Origin of the sequence: Peribacillus sp. Bi96, assembly GCF_918698115.1 — a bacterium.
GTDB lineage: Bacteria > Bacillota > Bacilli > Bacillales > DSM-1321 > Peribacillus.
In genome coordinates this window covers 80,398-98,667 of sequence record NZ_CAKKLV010000013.1, presented here as the reverse complement: position 1 = coordinate 98,667, position 18,270 = coordinate 80,398, and the positions used below count along the sequence as shown (strand labels likewise).

22 protein-coding genes are annotated in these 18,270 nt (G+C 40.5%); 7 read left to right on the top strand and 15 right to left on the bottom strand.

The genetic code is table 11. From position 1 onward, the window contains the following. Positions 1-58: 58 nt before the first annotated feature. On the bottom strand, positions 59-1,297 hold the full coding sequence (locus LQ203_RS16625; RefSeq protein WP_230159482.1) for a glycoside hydrolase family 3 N-terminal domain-containing protein: 1,239 nt from the start codon (positions 1,295-1,297) through the stop codon (positions 59-61). 277 nt (positions 1,298-1,574) lie between these two features. Here LQ203_RS16625 and LQ203_RS16620 point away from each other — a divergent pair, with 277 nt between their 5' ends. After that, positions 1,575-1,928 (top strand): hypothetical protein, encoded by a 354-nt coding sequence (locus LQ203_RS16620; RefSeq protein WP_230159481.1) that lies wholly within the window; start codon positions 1,575-1,577, stop codon positions 1,926-1,928. A 95-nt stretch (positions 1,929-2,023) separates the two neighbouring features. Here the strand turns inward: LQ203_RS16620 and LQ203_RS16615 are convergent, their stop codons facing one another. Further along, a complete protein-coding gene (locus tag LQ203_RS16615) occupies positions 2,024-2,806 on the bottom strand; it encodes a helix-turn-helix domain-containing protein (protein WP_230159480.1) in 783 nt (260 codons plus the stop codon). A gap of 192 nt (positions 2,807-2,998) precedes the next feature. Between LQ203_RS16615 and LQ203_RS16610 the strand changes: the two genes are divergently transcribed. Both LQ203_RS16610 and LQ203_RS16605 read left to right on the top strand, forming a co-directional pair. Next, positions 2,999-3,769 carry a TSUP family transporter gene (locus LQ203_RS16610; protein WP_230159479.1) on the top strand — a complete coding sequence of 257 codons (771 nt, stop codon included), beginning with the start codon at positions 2,999-3,001 and terminating at the stop codon, positions 3,767-3,769. Positions 3,770-3,881: 112 nt separating this feature from the next. Further along, the gene (locus LQ203_RS16605; RefSeq protein WP_230159478.1) at positions 3,882-4,820 is read left to right on the top strand and encodes an oxidoreductase; all 939 of its coding nucleotides are present in this window, start codon (positions 3,882-3,884) and stop codon (positions 4,818-4,820) included. 90 nt (positions 4,821-4,910) lie between these two features. Here LQ203_RS16605 and LQ203_RS16600 read toward each other — a convergent pair whose 3' ends face one another. Next, entirely contained in the window at positions 4,911-5,351 is a 441-nt protein-coding gene (locus LQ203_RS16600; RefSeq protein WP_230159477.1) for a peptidylprolyl isomerase, read from the bottom strand. Positions 5,352-5,511: 160 nt separating this feature from the next. On the opposite strand from LQ203_RS16600, the gene LQ203_RS16595 reads away from it, so the two are divergent. After that, positions 5,512-6,504: an acryloyl-CoA reductase gene (locus LQ203_RS16595; RefSeq protein ID WP_230159476.1), complete on the top strand. Its 993-nt coding sequence runs from the start codon at positions 5,512-5,514 to the stop codon at positions 6,502-6,504. Between the two features lie 30 nt (positions 6,505-6,534). Here the strand turns inward: LQ203_RS16595 and LQ203_RS16590 are convergent, their stop codons facing one another. The 3 genes from LQ203_RS16590 to LQ203_RS16580 all read right to left on the bottom strand — a co-directional run bounded on the left by LQ203_RS16590 (position 6,535) and on the right by LQ203_RS16580 (position 9,075). Then, on the bottom strand, positions 6,535-8,007 hold the full coding sequence (locus tag LQ203_RS16590) for a PAS domain-containing sensor histidine kinase (protein ID WP_230159475.1): 1,473 nt from the start codon (positions 8,005-8,007) through the stop codon (positions 6,535-6,537). A 146-nt stretch (positions 8,008-8,153) separates the two neighbouring features. Continuing rightward, complete coding sequence (locus LQ203_RS16585) at positions 8,154-8,582, bottom strand: cell wall hydrolase (RefSeq protein ID WP_230159474.1); 429 nt, start codon at positions 8,580-8,582, stop codon at positions 8,154-8,156. A 223-nt stretch (positions 8,583-8,805) separates the two neighbouring features. Next, complete coding sequence (locus tag LQ203_RS16580) at positions 8,806-9,075, bottom strand: DUF1292 domain-containing protein (protein ID WP_230159473.1); 270 nt, start codon at positions 9,073-9,075, stop codon at positions 8,806-8,808. Between the two features lie 479 nt (positions 9,076-9,554). Here LQ203_RS16580 and LQ203_RS16575 point away from each other — a divergent pair, with 479 nt between their 5' ends. Next, complete coding sequence (locus tag LQ203_RS16575) at positions 9,555-9,941, top strand: VOC family protein (RefSeq protein ID WP_230159472.1); 387 nt, start codon at positions 9,555-9,557, stop codon at positions 9,939-9,941. A 189-nt stretch (positions 9,942-10,130) separates the two neighbouring features. Here the strand turns inward: LQ203_RS16575 and rpsN are convergent, their stop codons facing one another. From rpsN to LQ203_RS16535, 8 genes are all read right to left on the bottom strand, one after another. Beyond that, a complete protein-coding gene (gene rpsN / locus LQ203_RS16570) occupies positions 10,131-10,400 on the bottom strand; it encodes a 30S ribosomal protein S14 (protein WP_230159471.1) in 270 nt (89 codons plus the stop codon). Between the two features lie 145 nt (positions 10,401-10,545). Continuing rightward, entirely contained in the window at positions 10,546-10,695 is a 150-nt protein-coding gene (gene rpmG / locus LQ203_RS16565) for a 50S ribosomal protein L33 (protein ID WP_053348792.1), read from the bottom strand. A gap of 22 nt (positions 10,696-10,717) precedes the next feature. Continuing rightward, entirely contained in the window at positions 10,718-11,911 is a 1,194-nt protein-coding gene (locus tag LQ203_RS16560) for a GTP-binding protein (protein WP_230159470.1), read from the bottom strand. 351 nt (positions 11,912-12,262) lie between these two features. Continuing rightward, positions 12,263-12,433: a hypothetical protein gene (locus tag LQ203_RS16555; protein ID WP_230159469.1), complete on the bottom strand. Its 171-nt coding sequence runs from the start codon at positions 12,431-12,433 to the stop codon at positions 12,263-12,265. A gap of 151 nt (positions 12,434-12,584) precedes the next feature. After that, a complete protein-coding gene (locus LQ203_RS16550; RefSeq protein WP_230159514.1) occupies positions 12,585-12,965 on the bottom strand; it encodes a nucleotide excision repair endonuclease in 381 nt (126 codons plus the stop codon). Positions 12,966-13,209: 244 nt separating this feature from the next. Continuing rightward, positions 13,210-13,362, bottom strand: coding sequence for a YpzG family protein (locus LQ203_RS16545; protein WP_230159468.1), 153 nt, complete (start codon positions 13,360-13,362; stop codon positions 13,210-13,212). Positions 13,363-13,468: 106 nt separating this feature from the next. Beyond that, on the bottom strand, positions 13,469-14,116 hold the full coding sequence (locus LQ203_RS16540; protein WP_230159467.1) for a DUF4352 domain-containing protein: 648 nt from the start codon (positions 14,114-14,116) through the stop codon (positions 13,469-13,471). A 22-nt stretch (positions 14,117-14,138) separates the two neighbouring features. Continuing rightward, positions 14,139-15,506, bottom strand: coding sequence for an alkaline phosphatase (locus tag LQ203_RS16535; protein WP_230159466.1), 1,368 nt, complete (start codon positions 15,504-15,506; stop codon positions 14,139-14,141). A gap of 233 nt (positions 15,507-15,739) precedes the next feature. Between LQ203_RS16535 and LQ203_RS16530 the strand changes: the two genes are divergently transcribed. Further along, positions 15,740-15,922: a hypothetical protein gene (locus LQ203_RS16530; protein ID WP_230159465.1), complete on the top strand. Its 183-nt coding sequence runs from the start codon at positions 15,740-15,742 to the stop codon at positions 15,920-15,922. Positions 15,923-16,084: 162 nt separating this feature from the next. Here the strand turns inward: LQ203_RS16530 and purT are convergent, their stop codons facing one another. Next, positions 16,085-17,242 (bottom strand): phosphoribosylglycinamide formyltransferase 2, encoded by a 1,158-nt coding sequence (purT, locus tag LQ203_RS16525; protein ID WP_230159464.1) that lies wholly within the window; start codon positions 17,240-17,242, stop codon positions 16,085-16,087. Positions 17,243-17,519: 277 nt separating this feature from the next. Here purT and LQ203_RS16520 point away from each other — a divergent pair, with 277 nt between their 5' ends. Continuing rightward, the gene (locus LQ203_RS16520; RefSeq protein ID WP_230159463.1) at positions 17,520-17,843 is read left to right on the top strand and encodes a hypothetical protein; all 324 of its coding nucleotides are present in this window, start codon (positions 17,520-17,522) and stop codon (positions 17,841-17,843) included. Positions 17,844-18,270: the final 427 nt, after the last annotated feature.

Here is an 18,270-nt window from a genome sequence, read left to right as displayed (position 1 = left end):
TAGTATTCCCTTGATCAGTAGATTTAAACAAATCCCCTTGCTGATTGGGATATCACCTTTATTTATCCAAATTCAAACTTTCAAGATACTTTAGGCTTTCAGGACTTTTCACCACTTTTTGGGCTAAATCAGGATCTACCTTCGCTTGCTTCAAATTATAGACTTTATACGTCAGGACTCTCTTCACTGATTCGTTAATTCGCTCCATTGGCACTTCCCCAGCCTTTACAGCTTCAAGTAATCCGTTATATACCTCAAGTTCATGGGTATATTCATGACAGACAAGTAATAAATCAGCTCCTGCAAGAATTGCTTCCTTCCCCATATCTTCATAAGAGAAATACTTGTTCACAGCTCCCATTTCCAAATCGTCCGTGATCACAAGCCCTTCATATTTAAGTTTCCCCCGAAGCAGGTCTTCTATGATGACCTTGGAAAGGCTTGCTGGCTTTTCTTTATCATAGGCAGGATATTTAATATGAGTCACCATCACGAAAAAATTTGGGTTCTCCATTTCACTTATGATTTTCTTGAAAGGATAAATATCCGAATTTTCCAGATCGAGCTGGTTTGCTTCCACTGAAGATGTTTCGACATGCGGGTCGATTTCGCTGCGTCCGTTTCCTGGAAAATGCTTCAAAGCACCAGTTACAGAAGCATCATTCAGGCCTTGTATGGCTTTCTTTCCGTATTGATAGACCTTCTCCGGATCTTTTCCCAATGAACGCTTGTCTGTATCCGATAGATCAAGAACTGGAGCGAAATTTATGTTTATCCCCATGGAACTCAGTTCTGTCCCATTCAATTTTGCCACATTATATATGTCTTCCACAGATGCCTGTTCCCCCATGTCCTTTTGTGCTGGGAGAGGCGATACCCGTTCCCTCATCCGGATTATGTCCCCGCCTTCCTGATCGACTGCCACCATGAGCGGAAGCGAATGCGAACTTTGATTGGCGGTTTGCTGAAGCGAATTGGATAACTTAGCCACTTGTTTAGGTGATTTCATATTTCGGTCAAAATAAATGACGCCCCCCATATGTTTTTGTTCGATAAGCTCCGTTATTTCATTGCTCTTTTCAGTTCCCTTGAAGCCGACCACCATAAGCTGTCCGATTTTTTCTTCAAGCGTCATGTTTTGGATCATTTTTTCAATTTTTTTATCCGTAATGGCTTCCACGTCTTTTCCTCTATCGGTTCCCGCTTCTGAATTCGCCCTGAACTGAAGGAACATCACTGTAATAAATGAGAGAATGGCGATGAAAAGCAGACCAATATAGATCCTTTTTTTCTTCATGCTTTGCCTCTCAATAGGCGGCCTGGCACTTGAAAAGCTTGTCTATTCTCCATGGATACTACCTCTTCTTTTGACACTTCATGACTCATATTGTCCGTCCTTCCTTAATGGCACATTTGATTTATCCCAGAACTTCTGTCTGCATCATCCCATTGAGCACTCTCTTCATCATGTTCATAAACAGCCCATTCTATATCATCCTTGAGTATTTTTTTGCATAAAGCATTAGACGCGTACCATACTACATACATACCCTAATGCAAAGGAGATGCCCTTTATGGACGGAATCTTGAAAAATCTTGCCAATACCTTCAGTCATGCAGTCGATTATGCAAAAGAAAAAATAACAGCCATTACAGGATCGACATCTGTTACGATTGTGGAATTGAGTGAGCAAATCATCAATCAGCCTGAAACAAAACTAGTCAGGAAAAACCTTTTAGGTATACCCTTTTCTTTTTATCATTTACAAAAAGAAGACGTTACGTACTATTTAGAAATGAAAAGCTCACAAATTCTACAGTTGGATGTTCAAGCACATGACCATACCATTGTGTCTTACAGATCTTATCGAGATCTTTCCAGCTTACCCACGGCGATAAGATTTCCAAAAAACCTTTTATCCGAATGAATCTGCTGGAGTTTCACACAAAATTAGAAAAAAGGCTAAAATCCCCCTTCATAGAGAGATTTCAGCCTTTTTTATTTTGGTACGTGATCTTTCTGCTAGAGTGAGAAAAATTGATCTCTTTCTCTAGAAATCCATTTCTCGGCACCCTCTTCATCCTTTTTGACTAAGCGGTTAACAAGGATATCATGCCAAATGTAATTTTCGAGAAAATTGATATGAATGGGATCGTCTGTGTAAAACGCCGTTTCTCTCGTTTCCGAAGCAGGTCCATAAATCGTCTCCTTGCCATCAATGGATAGAATGAACCATTTATTCTCTCCAATATTGTCCACATAGCTGGTTTTACGATGTATATCTAGCCCTGATAAAGGGTTTTCAACTTGAAAGACAATCCCCTTGAGTGTACAGTTTGCAGCTATCTCTGTAAGCTCTTGTTCTAGTTTCCCATACATTTTGTCCCATAAAGAAACCACCACTCTTTTCTCGGCTTTTTGAAGTAAAGTACGACAAAAAGATAGGATATGCCCTTCACCCTTAAGCGTCATTACACGATTATCGGACATAGGCCCGATTTTCTCGAATTGTTTTAGTGTATGACTTATGGATTGATAGGAACTGTTCCATTTCGATTGGACGGATTCCAAAAATACATCGACTGGTAAAGGTGAATATTGTATCGAGTCATTGATTTCCTCTTTTAATACGACTCCCTCTTCTTGAAGTCCATTTAATATTTCATAGATACGGGCTCTGGGAATACCTGATTCCTTGCTTACCTGATAGGCACTGGTTGGACCTTGGCGAACTAAAGAAACATAAGCCTTTGCTTCATATTGACTAAATCCAAGTGACTGTAATTTTTGTATGATATCTTGCATGGTACCTCCTCGTGCTTGTAGTAAGTTATATGCTTATCATACCAAATCTCTTATTAAATCATAATATTCTTATTTACATCAGGATTCATTTTAGTTACTATTCTAATAGTGACTAAAATGAACACTTTGGGTTAAGACCGCATCAAAAGCAAGCGATTCGACCTTAATGCCATTGATTTGGAGGCTTATTAGATGGAAGATATACAAATTTCCACACTCTTGCTGCTAGTATTTTTCGGCTTTCTGGCAGCATTCATTGATTCTGTGGTCGGTGGTGGCGGCCTGATCTCCATACCCGCTTTATTATTCTCAGGACTTTCCCCTACAGCTGCAATTGCAACCAATAAGTTAGCAAGTTCCATGGGGTCTTTAACAAGTACCATTGCCTTCATACGCTCAGGAAAGGTTGATTACCGATTGGTTTCAAAACTTTTCCCACTAATTTTCACAGGGTCCTTATTAGGTGCATGGGTGGTCAATTTTGTCTCACCCGAATTATTAAAGCCTCTAATCTTAGTTCTTTTAATAGCTATAGCCATTTATACCTTTATAAAGAAAGACTGGGGACATGAATCGACCTACAATAAGCTCACGTTGCCAAAGGCAGCACTATTTGCATTCGCTATATTTGCGACTGGCTTTTATGATGGTTTTTTAGGGGCTGGAACGGGATCTTTCATTTTGTTCGCCTTTTTAATGATTGGCTTTGATTTTTTGCACTCTGCTGGAAACGCAAAATTTTTAAACTTCGGAAGTAATCTGGCAGCGCTGCTCATGTTCATATTTCTTGATACCGTCAACTATTCATATGGAGTACCGATGGGGATATCCATGATAGCGGGAGCATTGGCAGGTTCTAAATTCGCCATTAAGAAAGGAGTGGCATATGTAAGAGTTTTATTTATCATCGTAACCGTCATCTTGATCTTGAAAAATATAGTTGATTACATATTGGAAAAATGAATTAGACACCTTCGGTAAAGCAAGTCAGACAAAAAACCCGACCACAAAATGTGACATATAGGAATTATTTGGGTATATGATAGGTATAGAATGTGTGGAAAGGTGTGATTCGATGACTGAAAAGTGGAATGGCGAAGACATGGCAGAAGTATCGGGGCAAACCATCGTGATAACTGGTGCAAATAGTGGACTTGGCTTTGAAACGGCTTTTGCTCTGGCCGGTAAGGGGGCAGAAATCATTCTTGCTGTCCGGAATGCTTCAAAAGGTGAAAAGGCTGTCGATAGAATCATCTCGGTTTATCCTAAGGCAAATGTACGGGTAATGCAGCTGGATTTAAGTGATTTAAGCAGCATTCGGCATTTTGCTGATTCCTATAATGAAAACTATGACTCACTCTCTGTGCTTATTAATAATGCAGGCGTGATGATCCCCCCTTACAGTAAGACGAAAGATGGTTTCGAGCTGCAATTCGGAAGCAATCATCTCGGTCATTTTGCTTTGACAGGGCTCCTTCTTCCGCGTATTCTTTCCACGCCAAAATCACGGGTGGTCACATTGAGCAGTTTGGCTGCCATCAATGGGTTCATTGATTTCGAAAATCTAAATGGTGAACTCGGTTATAAACCAATGAAATACTATGGACAAAGCAAGCTGGCCAATCTTCTTTTCGCCCGTGAATTACAAAACAAATTCAACCAGCATGATGCAAACCCGATTAGCGTTGCCTGTCATCCGGGCCTGTCCCATACTAATCTCATGTCACGCGGATCTGGCAAACCACTAAATAAATTCGTCCATTTTCTTTCGAAAACCATCACCCAACCGGCAAATATGGGTGCACTTCCTACCCTTTATGCCGCAACGGAACCTACATTAGTAGGCGGGGAGTATATCGGGCCAGATGGAAAGAAAAGCAGAAAAGGCTTTCCTAAAAGAGACGATATAATCAATACCTTATATAATGAAGAGATTTCACAGAGATTGTGGGATATTTCGGAATCCATGACAGAAGTGAAATATACTTTCACTGAAAGCATTACGTCAAAATGACTCTCTATAGCCCTCTCCTTCTATTAGAATGGGATTAAATAATATAGCGAAAAGAAAGAGGGAGCACAATGCCCCCTCTTTTAACTTCCATTATTCAGCGTCAAAAATTTCGACTTTTTCCATTTTGTCGCCATTTTTCATAGCTTTGGCTGTTTCAAGTCCAGATGTCACTTTACCGAATACTGTGTGAACACCATTAAGATGCGGTTGTGGCGCGTGTACAATAAAGAATTGGCTTGAGCCAGTATCTTTTCCAGCATGTGCCATCGATAGACTGCCTGCCTCATGTTTGTGAGGGTTTCCTTCTGTTTCACATTTAATTTGCTTTCCGCTTCCGCCTGCACCTGTACCTGTTGGATCTCCGCCTTGGCTTACGAAACCAGGGATGACACGGTGAAAGACTACACCATTATAAAATCCTGTGTTTGCTAGGTTTTCGAAGTTTGCCACTGTGTTCGGTGCTTCGTTCGGGAAAAGGTCAAATTCAATCTTTTCTCCATTTTCCATAAGTATGTATCCTTTTTTAGCCATGTAAAACATCTCCTTTAATATGAACTGAATCAAATCTAATAGTAACACTTTTAGAAGTAGAAAGAAAAGCCAGCGCTACTTATTTCGAATTGTATCATTATGATTTCAATGTTTTTTCTTTTATAATTAGGTAGATTTATTATAAAAGGGGGAACGAACCATGAAACAGCATTTTGATGCATTAGTCGTTAACAAGCAAGAGGATCAATTTACCGTTAACATTCAGCAATTATCAATTGACGACCTTCCGCAAGGCGAAGTGCTCATCCGTGTTCATTACTCTGGTGTAAACTATAAAGATAGCCTTGCCAGCATTCCGAAAGGAAACATTGTCAGCAGCTATCCGATCGTTCCAGGAATTGATATGGCTGGTGTCGTCGTATCATCTGAGGATTCCCGATTTAAAAAAGGGGACGAAGTCATTGCGACCTCATACGGAATTGGCGTTTCCCAATCCGGGGGTTATAGTCGATTTGCCCGTGTTCCTGCAGATTGGATCGTTCCACTTCCTGATGGCCTGACAATGAAAGAAGCGATGATCATCGGAACGGCTGGTTTCACTGCAGCCTTATCGGTTCTTCGTCTGGAAGAAAATAACCTTACTCCTGAACAAGGGAGCGTTCTCGTCACTGGTGCAACTGGCGGGGTTGGCAGTTTTGCTGTCTCGATCCTTTCCAAACTTGGTTATTCCGTGGAAGCGAGTACAGGAAAAGCCTCGGAACATGGATACCTGAAGGAAATCGGCGCGACGACCATTTTATCTCGTGAAGATGTTTACAATGGCAAGCTGCGGGCACTGGGCAAACAGAAGTGGAGCGGTGCGGTGGATCCCGTCGGCGGTGAACCGTTAGCCTCGGTCCTTAGCCAAATCAAGTATGGCGGATCTGTAGCGGTCAGTGGATTAACAGCCGGTACAAACCTTCCTGCCACCGTCTTTCCATTCATACTAAGAGGTGTGAATTTACTTGGAATCGATTCGGTCAATTGCCCGATGGATACAAGATTGAAAGTTTGGCATCGCCTAGCCACAGACTTTAAACTCGATCATTTAGAACAGCTCATTCAACAGGAAATTACACTTGAAGAATTGCCTGAAGTCCTTCCGACCCTTTTAAAAGGGGAAGCAAGAGGCAGAACGATCGTTAAACTATAAATCAAAAAGTGACGAGAGCATGGCTTCTCGTCACTTTTCATTTTGGATTCCAGTGATTGGGAGAATGATATCGACGATGGTCCCTTTTCCCACTTCGCTACTGAAGTGAATTTCCCCATTGTGCTCATGGATGATTTTAGTACTGACCATGAGTCCCAAACCTGTTCCTTTTTCAGTAGTGCTATAAAAAGGCTGCCCTAAATGCTTCATGCGCTCATTTGAGATTCCGCAGCCCTGATCAATGAATCGGATTATTGCAGATTCTCCCTCATCGTTAACCTGTATATAAAGCTTGCCGCCGTTTGGCATGGATTCTATCGCATTATTTACAACATTCGTGAATACTTGCTTTAACTGATTTGGGTCGCCCATAACAGATGCATTACACGCCTTATATTCGTTGATGATTTCAACATCATTCAATATCGCTTGAAACTCTTCTAACGTAATCACGCTATCCAAGATATCGTTAAGTTGAATTGATTCCCAAACCTTCGCTTCAGGCTCTGCTAAGCTCAAAAATTCATTGGCAAGGACCTCTATTTTCTCAACTTCACTGACCGTGATTTCAAGATAGTCCTTTTGGTAAGGGTTTTCCCTTAATAATTGTAAAAATCCTTTAACCGTGGTTAATGGGTTTCTAATTTCATGTGCCATGCCCGCAGCCATCTGCCCTACCGCAGATAACATGTTGGATTTACAGAGCAGCTCTTCTGTCTTCTTACGCTCTGTAATATCCCTGCAGAATACCTGTATGGCGGGATATCCATTATAATTAATCGGAAGACCTAATGTTTCCCCACAAAATACTTGTCCGTCAAGCCGAATGAATTTTTGCTCCAATAAATCAACCGCTTTATGTTCATCCCTCATTATCTCGATTCTTTTTTTTACACTTTCCCTGGAATCAGGATGAACGAATTGAAAAACCGATTTACCGATAATGTCTTCCACACTATCCATCCCCAGCATTTTTGCCCCCATGGGATTCATATACTCAATAATCCCATTGCGATGTACGAAAATCGCTTCAGGCGACACTTCCACTAAACTGCGATACCTTTGTTCACTTTCCTTCAAAGCAGCCTCAGCAAGTTTTTGCTTTGTAATATCCCGATAAACGAAGACCAGAGCGCACGGCTCATTTTCATTGTCCTGGATATTGAACAAGGAAATGCTCACATGGATTAACCGGCCATCTTTTCTTTGCCTGACCGTTTCAAATCCTTTTTTTTGTTCCCCTGACTTAATCTGGTCATGCAATTCATTGACTGACTCCTTCAAGAATTCAGGAATAATTGGAAACGGCATGCCAATGAGCTCATCATTCGCCCAACCGAAAAACTCTTCGAAAGCTGCATTTACTTGAAGGGTCCTTCCTTCCAGATCAACGATGGAAATGGCGTCCGGGTTATGCTCCATGAAAGACTTAAGTTTCTCAGCATTATCCTCCGACTGTTCTCCCATTTGCCCTTGTCCATAATCAATAAGCCTTTTACTCATCAATATTTTTATTCCTTTCTATCCGGAAATTTACAGTCTCAATTTTACAGTATCAGTAAATCATTTGCCAGTTTTATCATATGATTTTTCCTAGTTAAAGACTGATGCACAAAGAGGCCAAACCTCCATAAGGTTCAGCCTCTTCCTTAAAACGTATTATAAATATCCGGACATTCTGTACCAGTTGGTTCATAAAAGCAATGGAGCTTAAAACGCCCAACCAGGGGCTGATTATACCAGGTTTCCGGACAATCTCCCGGTGGCCTGAAGTACCATAGGCTAAATTTAGAGGGCCATAACCTTTCACCACTTACGCTCCGGCGTGCAAGCCTTTTTTCCCTATCCCTTGCTCGCTGATAAAAATACCCCTTCTGAACAGCTTCAAAGGCATGCTCCTGATAAATCATGTCTGGAATCGTCCTCAACCCTTTGAAATCGGAACAATTTGACCTAATCCGATTGACCCCTACATTACCGATCATCAACATGCCTTGATCACCTTCACCCTCGCCTTCCGCTCTAAGCAATCTTGCCAATAAGGCAATATCGGCATCAGTGTGCTTTACAACGGCCATCCCATCACCTCCACTTTTTTTATCCTATGCCTTGGATGTGGAAAAATACTCCGTTTATTAACAAAATCTTCATATGGGGTACACGTCCCTTCAATATTACAACCCTATACTTAAGAAAGGCTGGATAGCACGCGTGGCTATCATGGTATTTGGCGAAGGCGGGGCCAATACTTTCTTTATACATATAAAAAAGACGGCACACATTGTGCCGTCTTTTACCTTGTCATTCTTTCGCTTCAAATGCTGCTTCAAACGCCAATGATACCTTTTCGAACTCTTCGTCCGATTCGATATCTAGCAGTTCACCTTCGCCTTCGACCCTGAAAAAGAAAATATCGATATCTTCCTCTGTATCCTCTTCAATATCTTCAAGCAAACCTACTGCTACATATTCCGTTCCTTCTACATCCAATGAGCCTAAAACCTCAACTTCATGGCCTTCATCATTGTCATCAGCAAGGGTGAAAACCTCACCTTCACGAATTTTTCCCATACTACCTCTCCTCTCATATCCATTAATAATGGAGTTGTTTCCATAGTATATCGACTATTCCATATAGAAACAAATCTTAACCTTGAAAAAGATAAATTCTTTTTGTTCGTGAAAAGAATCAATCAAGATGAAAAATAATCCTGAAAAAGTTCAAAGTAACATACACACCATATATGGTATAAGACCGGTGTGAGACGTTAGTATGAGTGACCAATATGACTTATTTCAACCATTATACGGTTAATTAAAGGGTAAGCCACGGGTATATGAAGAAACCTATTGTTTATAGGAATGTCCTTTTCTCTATTATAGGATGATGCGGTACTTCTTGAAGGTATAGATAATATTATGGGGAAAAAGTATTTTCAGTTTGTGAATTTTTTTAAATAACGGCTACAAATATATAATTTTATACCGAATGTTATGATATATATTAATATTGGCAAATTGCACCGGACATAATAAAGGAGGAAGTTTTCTTGGCTACGAAAAGAGTAGATCATATTGGAGTTGTTGTAAAAGATCTTGAAAAATCCATCGCCTTTTATCAGGAAGTGTTGGATTTAAAAGTGAAAGCGCGGGTGCCTCATACCAACGGTGTAATCCAACTGGCTTTCCTAGGTTACGAAAAGTCAGAAGAAACAGAAATTGAATTGATTCAAGGATACAGCGACACATTGCCATCCGAAGCAACAATCCATCATTTTGCCATTACTGTTGATGATATCGAAGAAGAATATGCCCGGATCAAAAGCTTGGATAACATCGAGCTGATCGATGAGGAAATCGTCACCCTTCCTAATGGGTATCGCTATTTCTACATATATGGACCAGAAAAAGAGTGGATTGAATTTTTCCAAAGGTAAATAGCATGCTAAAAAAGCAGAGTCTATATGACTTCTGCTTTTTTGCCGTTCACTCATGCAGAATCCCTATTCTCAGATTGTTTATGCCGCTTAGTACGGATCGTTCCCGCGCTGGGACGGATTGTCACGATCTCGGACCCTGAATTATGCCTTATTCTCAACATTCCACCATATTTCTTTATCCGGCTATTACCAGCTTGCCTTTTTGACACCAGGCAGTTGCCCTTTATGGGCAAGCTCCCGAAAAACGATACGTGACATGTTGAATTTGCGCATATATCCACGGGGCCTTCCTGTAACTCCACAACGATTGTGGACCCTTGTCGGCGAGGAATCACGCGGGAGTTTGGCCAATGCGGCATAATCCCCTTTCTCCTTCAATTCCTTTCTAAGTTCTGCGTACTTTTCAACTATCGCCAACTGTTTTTGCGCTTTTACTACTTTAGATTTTTTGGCCATTTGAATCTCTCCTTTTTAACATATTGATTTTATAAATTCTATAAATTGTTCACAATTCGTTCGGCTGCCTGTCTAGCTTCCACTTCCCCCCTTTTACATCCATTCTCTTCAATAAAACATAATCATTCCGATTTAAAACTCAAAATTACTTCGTTTCACGGTGAAGCGTGTGTTTCTTTAAACGCGGGCAGTACTTTTTCAATTCGATTCGATCTGGGTTATTCCGCTTGTTTTTCGTTGTGATATAATTTCGGTCCCCTGTTTCTGTGCATGCTAAAGTAATATTTACTCTCATCTTTGTTACCTCCAAAAGTTTTTTAATGAACGATTTCCGTAAAAGCAGGTAATGGATCTTCATACAGAGACCAATCCTGCTGCAGCTCCATTTCCGTCAATAAGCATTGATCTAATTCCTTTTCGATTTCCTGTTGATTCATTTGAATGCCAATCATCACCAGCTCCGTCATCCGGTCTCCATAAAGATCATCCCAGCTTTTCAATAATTCAGGCTCATCATGAAAAATCTGCTGTTGTTCATCTTTAGGATGTGCTGCAATCCATTTACCTGCTGCCTGGATCATTAATGACGGTCCAGCTTGTGATAGCAGGCCTGCTGTATCATTTCTCGATGCCAACCAAAGGAAGCCCTTTGCCCGCACCACTTCCACGGGCCACCTTTCTAACCACGTCATCAGCCGCAATGGATGAAATGGCTTTCTCCTTCTGTAAACGAAGGAAGCTATTCCATATTCTTCGGTTTCTGGAATATGCTCCGCATTCAATTCCTTTATCCAGCCAGCCCCCTGGCTTGCCTTTTCAAAATCAAAAAGATGGGTGTTCATGACTTCTTTTAGCGGAACCTGTGAATGACTCGTTACAATGATCCTTGCATCCGGATTCACTTTATGGAGTACCGCTTTCAATTCCGCGACGTCTTTCGCTTCCATTAAATCAATTTTATTTAAAAGAATCACATTAGCGAACTCTATTTGGTCAATTAATAGATCAACCACTTCCCTCTGATCGGCCTCATCCGTTGCCTGCATTCGATCAATAAGCGTTTCTCCTGAAGCATAATCTTGCCAAAAATTCTTCGCATCAACAACGGTAACCATCGTATCGAGTTGACAAAATTTTGATAAATCAATTCCCACGTTTTCATCAACATACGTGAAGGTTTGAGCGACTGGGACGGGTTCACTGATACCGGTCGATTCAATCACAATATAGTCAATATCACCTTGTGCGGACAGCTTTTCAACTTCAATCATTAAATCCTCACGAAGCGTACAACAAATGCAGCCATTCTGCATTTCCACAAGTTTTTCATCCGTCCGGGTAAACCCTCCCTGTTTGATCAGAGAAGCATCGATATTGATTTCACTCATATCATTAACGATGACGGCAACCTTCAGATCATTCCGATTTTCAAGAATATGATTCAGTAGCGTCGTCTTACCGGAACCAAGGTACCCGCTCAATACGGTTACGGGAATTTTCTTTTTCAACATTCCTTACCACTCCTTTACTTGCTAAACTCAAATCGTAAACATTACGATTTGAGTTTCGTAATTACCTATCACAAAAAAAGCACTCTTTAATAATAAAACGTAATCATTACTATTTGCAAGTTTTATTCAAAATATTTATAGGATTTCATTACTCCTTTTTAAAGTTTTAGCCCATTGGAGTTATTAATCATATAGGTACAACATTGTTCATAATTAATAACAAAAATAAATGGAAGCCCATTCACACATAACAGCATGTGTAAAGAACCTCCAGTGCTTTTATTCATGTATTGTACCCTCATATAACACTAAGCTGCATCATCGAGCAGCCTATTTCATTGGACTATTTGCTCATTCTCCCATATCCCACCTTGAAGATTTTACCGTTTCTTGTTCAAAAGATTTAATCTCTCGCTGTTTCGCCTGTTTAGAAGCTTGTGACACGGACCATGTTAAATTCCCAAAGGCAATCACTGTCCCTACCGAGATAACCAACACCTTTTTACAAAGTATTTTCTTCAATAGTAACCTCCTGAAAGCGTAATGGTGGAATACTTCAAATATAAACCAACAATGTTAACCTCACATCAAGTAACTGTAAATATACGGACATTTTTTGAGCATTGGATGTAACACAAAAAAAGCTGATTGCATGAGCAGCCAGCTTTTTTTATTATTTATAAAACACTTTGTCGACGTTGTATTTAGCATGAAGTGTATTGATCATGTACGTTTCATAGATTTCACGTTCCATAGCATCTTCGACTATAAGAATGTCAATTTTCTTGACTTCATTACGATGCTCTTTAATCGGAGAAACATTATCCTCGAAATGCTTCTTGACCCTTGGTCTTAATTTACGAGCTTTCCCTACAAAAATCAGCTCATCTTTTTCATTGTAAAACAAGATGATGCCGCCTTTATCGCGGGGAATCAAATGAAAATCGATAAACCCGTAGATTTCCGGAATGACAGCTTCGTCTCCTTCTATCACTTGTTTTCTTTGTTTAATGCTTATATCCGCTGCAGGGATTTCAATATTTATCATTACAATTCACGTCCTCTATTTGTATAAGGTGAAACTCTCAATCGGATTATCTAAACTCCGGTGATGAATAAATTTCGTCAGGCACAAAGCCCAAAGTTGCTTTATTCTTAAAGGTAAATGGTATCATAATTATGAACGAAAAGCCATGCATGCCTTAATTAGGGTTCCATTCCAATTCCTATGTTTGTTTAGCCATTAAATATAAAGAAGAAGACTCGCGAAGAGCCTCCTTCTTTATCAGAAATATCCGTTACCACTTGTGAGCCTTTGCATTGCTTCTTAGTATAATGTTTGTTTGCGATTCTTGCGTATGGCCATTAACTTGAGAATTTGAACGCTTAGGTCTTGTCCAATTATGGTGAAACTTTTGAGAATGTGGATCTAATTGATCTTTATAGCTCATTCTGTGTCACCTCATCATTAGGATTTGGATATTCCGTTCAGTGATAAGAAACCCTATCACTTGTTATAGTATTTGATTTTCCGAAGGCATTCATACACTATATCCTTTAAAAAGAGAATTCAACTGACTTGCCTTTTGCAAGAACTTCCTCTTCTTCATCCACCGCATCACTTGTCATGAGGGATATGCCCTTTATGTTTCCCTCACTTAGAATGAAACCAATGTTTCCACTTTTTGAACCATTTCCTTCTATTTCACCAGTAAGTTCTTCTAAGTAGATGTCATCTTCCCATGTCAGATGTTCTCCGCCGTCTGTTTCAAGGAAAGCAACTGGGGAAAACTTGATTTTTTTATCCGAATTGTTCTTGATATCTACGTTCACTTTTACGATATCGAAATCTTCATCATGCGTATAGCCATGAAAGAAATCAATCATGCTGTAATCAGGGGTAACATGCATCACTTTCATTTCTTTGACCTTAATCTCGATTGGACCAACATTCAACATTTCATTCACTTTTTTATAGGATTTCAATGTTAAATCGCCTTTTTCATCGGAGGCGCTTTGGCCGATTTGGTTCAGTTTAATATCATCAGGAAGCTGTGGATTCGGAACATAGACATCCTTTTTTATCAATGGTCGTTCAATTTCCTCTGTTTTTTCTTTAGCTGTCGTTTCTTCTTCGTAAGCTGGTTGGGTATTAAGAGCACCAAATGCCGTTAATAACAGGGCACCTATCATCAGTCTGTTCATTGAATCCCTCCCTGAAGTGTTATTACTTCTTTAATAGATCGAAGATGATTTTGGCATGATCCGTGTTATCGACCTGCCCGGCAAAACGTTCTTTATATGGTCCGTACGCGTAGACCGGTACATCTTCACCCGTGTGTCCTCCTGTAGTCCACGCAGTATTAGTCCGATTATCGAATATGGCTTCTATGGCATTATCGACGTTCGTCACATTTTTTGTTTTGGCAGCTTCTGTTACTGTTTTGATTTCTTCGTTAGTCAGCTTCACTTTATTTTGATTGATATATTGCTTTAATGTCTTTTCAACATCCGCCCCTTTTACGATGGCATCCGCCATGAAGTCTGGGGTGCGTTTGGCTGCCTTGATCGGTTCACCGTACCAGTTATATATTCCTTTAGCTCCGATCGAGAATCCTCCTGTAGAGTGATCGGCAGTAGCCACCACCAATGTATGTTTGTCTTTCTTCGCGAATTCTATTGCCGCTTTATATGCTTTTTCAAAGTCTTCCATTTCACTCATTGCACCTACGATATCATTATCATGTCCTGCCCAATCGACCTGGCTTCCTTCGACCATCAAGAAGAATCCATCTTTATTTTTATTCAATCGCTTGATCGCCGAGCTTGTCATGTCTTCCAAAGAAGGCGTTTCATTTGGGCGGTCAATCATTTTCGGGAGTCCTTCTGAAGCGAATAAACCTAGGACCTGTTCATTTTTGTCCTTGAGCATTTGCTTTTTATCAGTCACATAACTGTAACCGTCTTTTTTGAAGGCTTTCGCCAAATTGATGTCCGGCCTGACAAAATTGGATTTCCCGCCGCCCAACAGGACGTCGATTTTATGTTCACCCTTGATTAATTCATTATAATAATCGTCTGCAATTGAATTCATGTTTTTTCGATTTTCATCATGAGCACCAAAAGATGCCGGTGTTGCATGAGTAATTTCAGAAGTGGCAACCAATCCAGTCGCTTTTCCTTTACCCTTTGCTGCTTCCAATACGGTTTTGACTTCAGATTTATCATTATCCACTGCAATCGCAGCATTATAAGTCTTCACGCCGGAAGACATTGCTGTTGCTGCTGAAGCTGAATCCGTTATATTTTGTGCAGAGTCTTCAGGGTAGGTCATCTGCTGGCCAACCAAGTATTTATCAAACTCCGTCCTTTCTGCCACCATAGTACCTGGGTTATCTTTTAAATAACGGTAAGCGGAGGTATATGACACCCCCATACCGTCACCTATCATGAAAATGACGTTCCTGATTTCCGGATCATTTTTAGGCTTTTCCTTTGCCGAAACACGATCCTCAGCGGACCATGTTAAACTTCCAAATGCTAAGGCCGAAACGAGGGTAATCGGCAAAACCTTTTTACTCCATGCATAATTCATATAAATGACCTCCCTTTAATGTTTGAATATTTAATTAAACTATAAGTGAAGAAGATGAACACTATATCAAGGCATTGTAAAAATGCAGTGGATTATTGTTAAGACAAGGTAAAGGCAACTTGACACGTGATTGTATACCTTATATGCTTTTGTCCATTCCTTAAACGGTTAAGGATGCCATATAGTTCCAGGGGAAAGATGGAAACCATCACTAATGGGGGCCATTTTACTGGATGAGAGGAGTGGAACTATCATCCATCAACTCTAGCATGAAGGATGTTCTAGTGGATTTTATTAATGATACGGCCAATAAGGAACGCACGAAACGATTTCCTATGGTGATGAATGAAGGAAGTATGAAGGCGGCGATGCCGGTTCCGCTACATCTGATGAATTTTCCAGATGAAAAGGCTTAAAAAGGTGGGAGTCCCTTAAAGAGCTAGGCGATTAGTGTTATTCTGATCCTTACCGTAACTGGACAAAACGTAAGTCGAAGAAGGTTTGGTTATTGGATTAACCGCGGTGAAGGACATTTTAGCTATAAAAAAAGCGCTCCAATCACAGAGCGCTTTTCGCTGTTATTTCTCTACGCCTAAACATTCCAAAGCACGGGCTGCATTCACTCTCGCTACTTCGATTGAATCAGCATATGATAGGGCGACAGCGACCCTTCTCCCTACCTTGGTGACTGGTTTTCCGAAGAGACGCACTTGTGTATTCGGTAAAGCCAAAGCTTTTTCAACACCGACTATAGAATATTCGGATAACTCAACTGGTGCTTTCAATGGACGGCTCGCCCCTGGTGTGATCAACTTGATTTCAGGGATAGGAAATCCTAGAATCGCTCGAACATGCAAGGCAAACTCCGACAAGTTCTGAGTCACTAATGTTACTAGCCCCGTATCATGCGGACGTGGGGATACTTCACTGAAATAGACTTTATCCCCTGAAAGGAAAAGCTCGACCCCAAATAATCCATACCCTCCAAGTTCATCTGTAATGGCATGGGCAATCCTTTTCGCTTCTATTATTTGTGCTTTCGTCATATTATGCGGCTGCCAGGATTCAATATAATCCCCGCCCTGTTGAATGTGACCGATGGGAGCACAAAACATCGTTCCGTTTACGGCACGAACTGTAAGCAAGGTGATTTCTGAATCAAAATGGATATATTCTTCAATGATCACTCGTCCATTTTGAACACGGCCGCCTTCCATGGCGATTCCCCAGCATTCTTCCAGATCTTCTTCCGTTCGGCAAACACTTTGCCCTTTCCCTGAAGAACTCATCAGCGGTTTTACGACATTGGGAAACCCAACTTCTTTGGCAGCTTGGACAAATTCTTCATATGTATCAGCGAATTTGTAGGCAGCAGTTGGAATCTCCAGCGTTTCAGAAGCCAACCTCCTGATTCCTTCACGATCCATTGTTAATTTAGCCGCTCTTGCCGTCGGAATGACATGAAAACCTTCCTCTTCCAATTTAACTAATTCAGATGTAGCAATGGCTTCGATTTCCGGTACAATCAAATCAGGTTGTTCTTTTTCTATAATTCCCCTTAGTTGTACTGCATCCAGCATATCGATGACATAGCTTCGATGAGCAACTTGCATGGCAGGGGCTTGTTCATAGCGGTCTACGGCAACTGTCTCTACACCAAGACGCTGTGCTTCAAGTATGACCTCTTTCCCCAATTCACCCGAGCCCAATAATAAAATCTTTTTGGATTTATACATTCAGCCTCTCCTCCTCCATATCCTTAAAAACTATTATATACGAACTATAATTGAATAAACATTAAATTTCATTCGTATTTACAATTAAATTACCCAATAAATATTAAATAAACATATTTATTTCAGTATTTTAAAAACCAACTTGACAAATACGAATAATACACTTTATACTTTTTTCATATCAGGAAAATATATAAGCTGACTAGTTCACTGGAGGCTCTCTATTCAACATGAATAGGGAGTCTTTTCGTTTTTATCAAGGAGGGAGGAATATACTATGCAAAAGGAAGCGCTGAGGTCCATTTCCCCTATGAAGGAGAGGCAAAATGGACGCCTAGAATATATGGAGCACCTTAATCTGCCTGACCGAATATTTTTCCATTGGTGCCAGCAGCAATATGGACTGAATAGAGGGGTTTACAATACGATCGATCATTGGTTCTATGAGTATGGCATTGTCCATATCCTTTACCGCCGGATTAACCTTTTAGCCTTTTTGGAATTCGCTTCTAAACCCGAACCAGAAAGCGGAAAGACAACGCTCATTAAATTTGGCAGTGGTGGCTTAACTCAGAAGTTGCAGGAATTCATTGCGCATTAACCGGATTCTATAAGGGACCCCTTATCAGTAAAATGACCATTCCCCCTACTGATAAGGGGACACAGATGAGAATGTCGAAATTTGCATTACGATTAATTTTGTAAATGTAAGCGCTTTCTATTATAATGAAATTAGGTTGGATGGCATGCGTGGCCGTCAAAGTATCTGGCGTAGGTGGGGCCAATACTAGCGCTAAAGGAGTCAAACTTCTTTACCGTAAAACTATTAGAAGACCTTTTGGTTGATAGGGCTGCAATATAAGGACCAATCTTGGATAAGGACCGTTACTTTTCAGGCTTAAAGGCGAGATACCATGCAATCGATAAGTAAAGCATAACTTTACTTATTTTTTGCAGCAGCCCTCATCGTTTCTAGTGTAATAGTTTATAAGACTAAAAAGCTCTTCCCCCATGTACACGGAGTTGAG

Bases quoted from the DNA above. Each gene is read 5' to 3' on its own strand.
- LQ203_RS16625 (WP_230159482.1), bottom strand. From the start codon at position 1,297: ATGAAGAAAAAAAGGATCTATATTGGTCTGCTTTTCATCGCCATTCTC.
- LQ203_RS16580 (WP_230159473.1), bottom strand. From the start codon at position 9,075: ATGGGAAAAATTCGTGAAGGTGAGGTTTTCACCCTTGCTGATGACAAT.
- LQ203_RS16595 (WP_230159476.1), top strand. From the start codon at position 5,512: ATGAAACAGCATTTTGATGCATTAGTCGTTAACAAGCAAGAGGATCAA.
- purT (WP_230159464.1), bottom strand. From the start codon at position 17,242: ATGTATAAATCCAAAAAGATTTTATTATTGGGCTCGGGTGAATTGGGG.
- LQ203_RS16615 (WP_230159480.1), bottom strand. From the start codon at position 2,806: ATGCAAGATATCATACAAAAATTACAGTCACTTGGATTTAGTCAATAT.
- LQ203_RS16610 (WP_230159479.1), top strand. From the start codon at position 2,999: ATGGAAGATATACAAATTTCCACACTCTTGCTGCTAGTATTTTTCGGC.
- LQ203_RS16535 (WP_230159466.1), bottom strand. From the start codon at position 15,506: ATGAATTATGCATGGAGTAAAAAGGTTTTGCCGATTACCCTCGTTTCG.
- LQ203_RS16600 (WP_230159477.1), bottom strand. From the start codon at position 5,351: ATGGCTAAAAAAGGATACATACTTATGGAAAATGGAGAAAAGATTGAA.
- LQ203_RS16560 (WP_230159470.1), bottom strand. From the start codon at position 11,911: ATGTTGAAAAAGAAAATTCCCGTAACCGTATTGAGCGGGTACCTTGGT.
- LQ203_RS16620 (WP_230159481.1), top strand. From the start codon at position 1,575: ATGGACGGAATCTTGAAAAATCTTGCCAATACCTTCAGTCATGCAGTC.
- LQ203_RS16530 (WP_230159465.1), top strand. From the start codon at position 15,740: ATGAGAGGAGTGGAACTATCATCCATCAACTCTAGCATGAAGGATGTT.
- rpsN (WP_230159471.1), bottom strand. From the start codon at position 10,400: ATGGCCAAAAAATCTAAAGTAGTAAAAGCGCAAAAACAGTTGGCGATA.
- LQ203_RS16605 (WP_230159478.1), top strand. From the start codon at position 3,882: ATGACTGAAAAGTGGAATGGCGAAGACATGGCAGAAGTATCGGGGCAA.
- rpmG (WP_053348792.1), bottom strand. From the start codon at position 10,695: ATGAGAGTAAATATTACTTTAGCATGCACAGAAACAGGGGACCGAAAT.
- LQ203_RS16585 (WP_230159474.1), bottom strand. From the start codon at position 8,582: ATGGCCGTTGTAAAGCACACTGATGCCGATATTGCCTTATTGGCAAGA.
- LQ203_RS16545 (WP_230159468.1), bottom strand. From the start codon at position 13,362: ATGAGCTATAAAGATCAATTAGATCCACATTCTCAAAAGTTTCACCAT.
- LQ203_RS16520 (WP_230159463.1), top strand. From the start codon at position 17,520: ATGCAAAAGGAAGCGCTGAGGTCCATTTCCCCTATGAAGGAGAGGCAA.
- LQ203_RS16540 (WP_230159467.1), bottom strand. From the start codon at position 14,116: ATGAACAGACTGATGATAGGTGCCCTGTTATTAACGGCATTTGGTGCT.
- LQ203_RS16590 (WP_230159475.1), bottom strand. From the start codon at position 8,007: ATGAGTAAAAGGCTTATTGATTATGGACAAGGGCAAATGGGAGAACAG.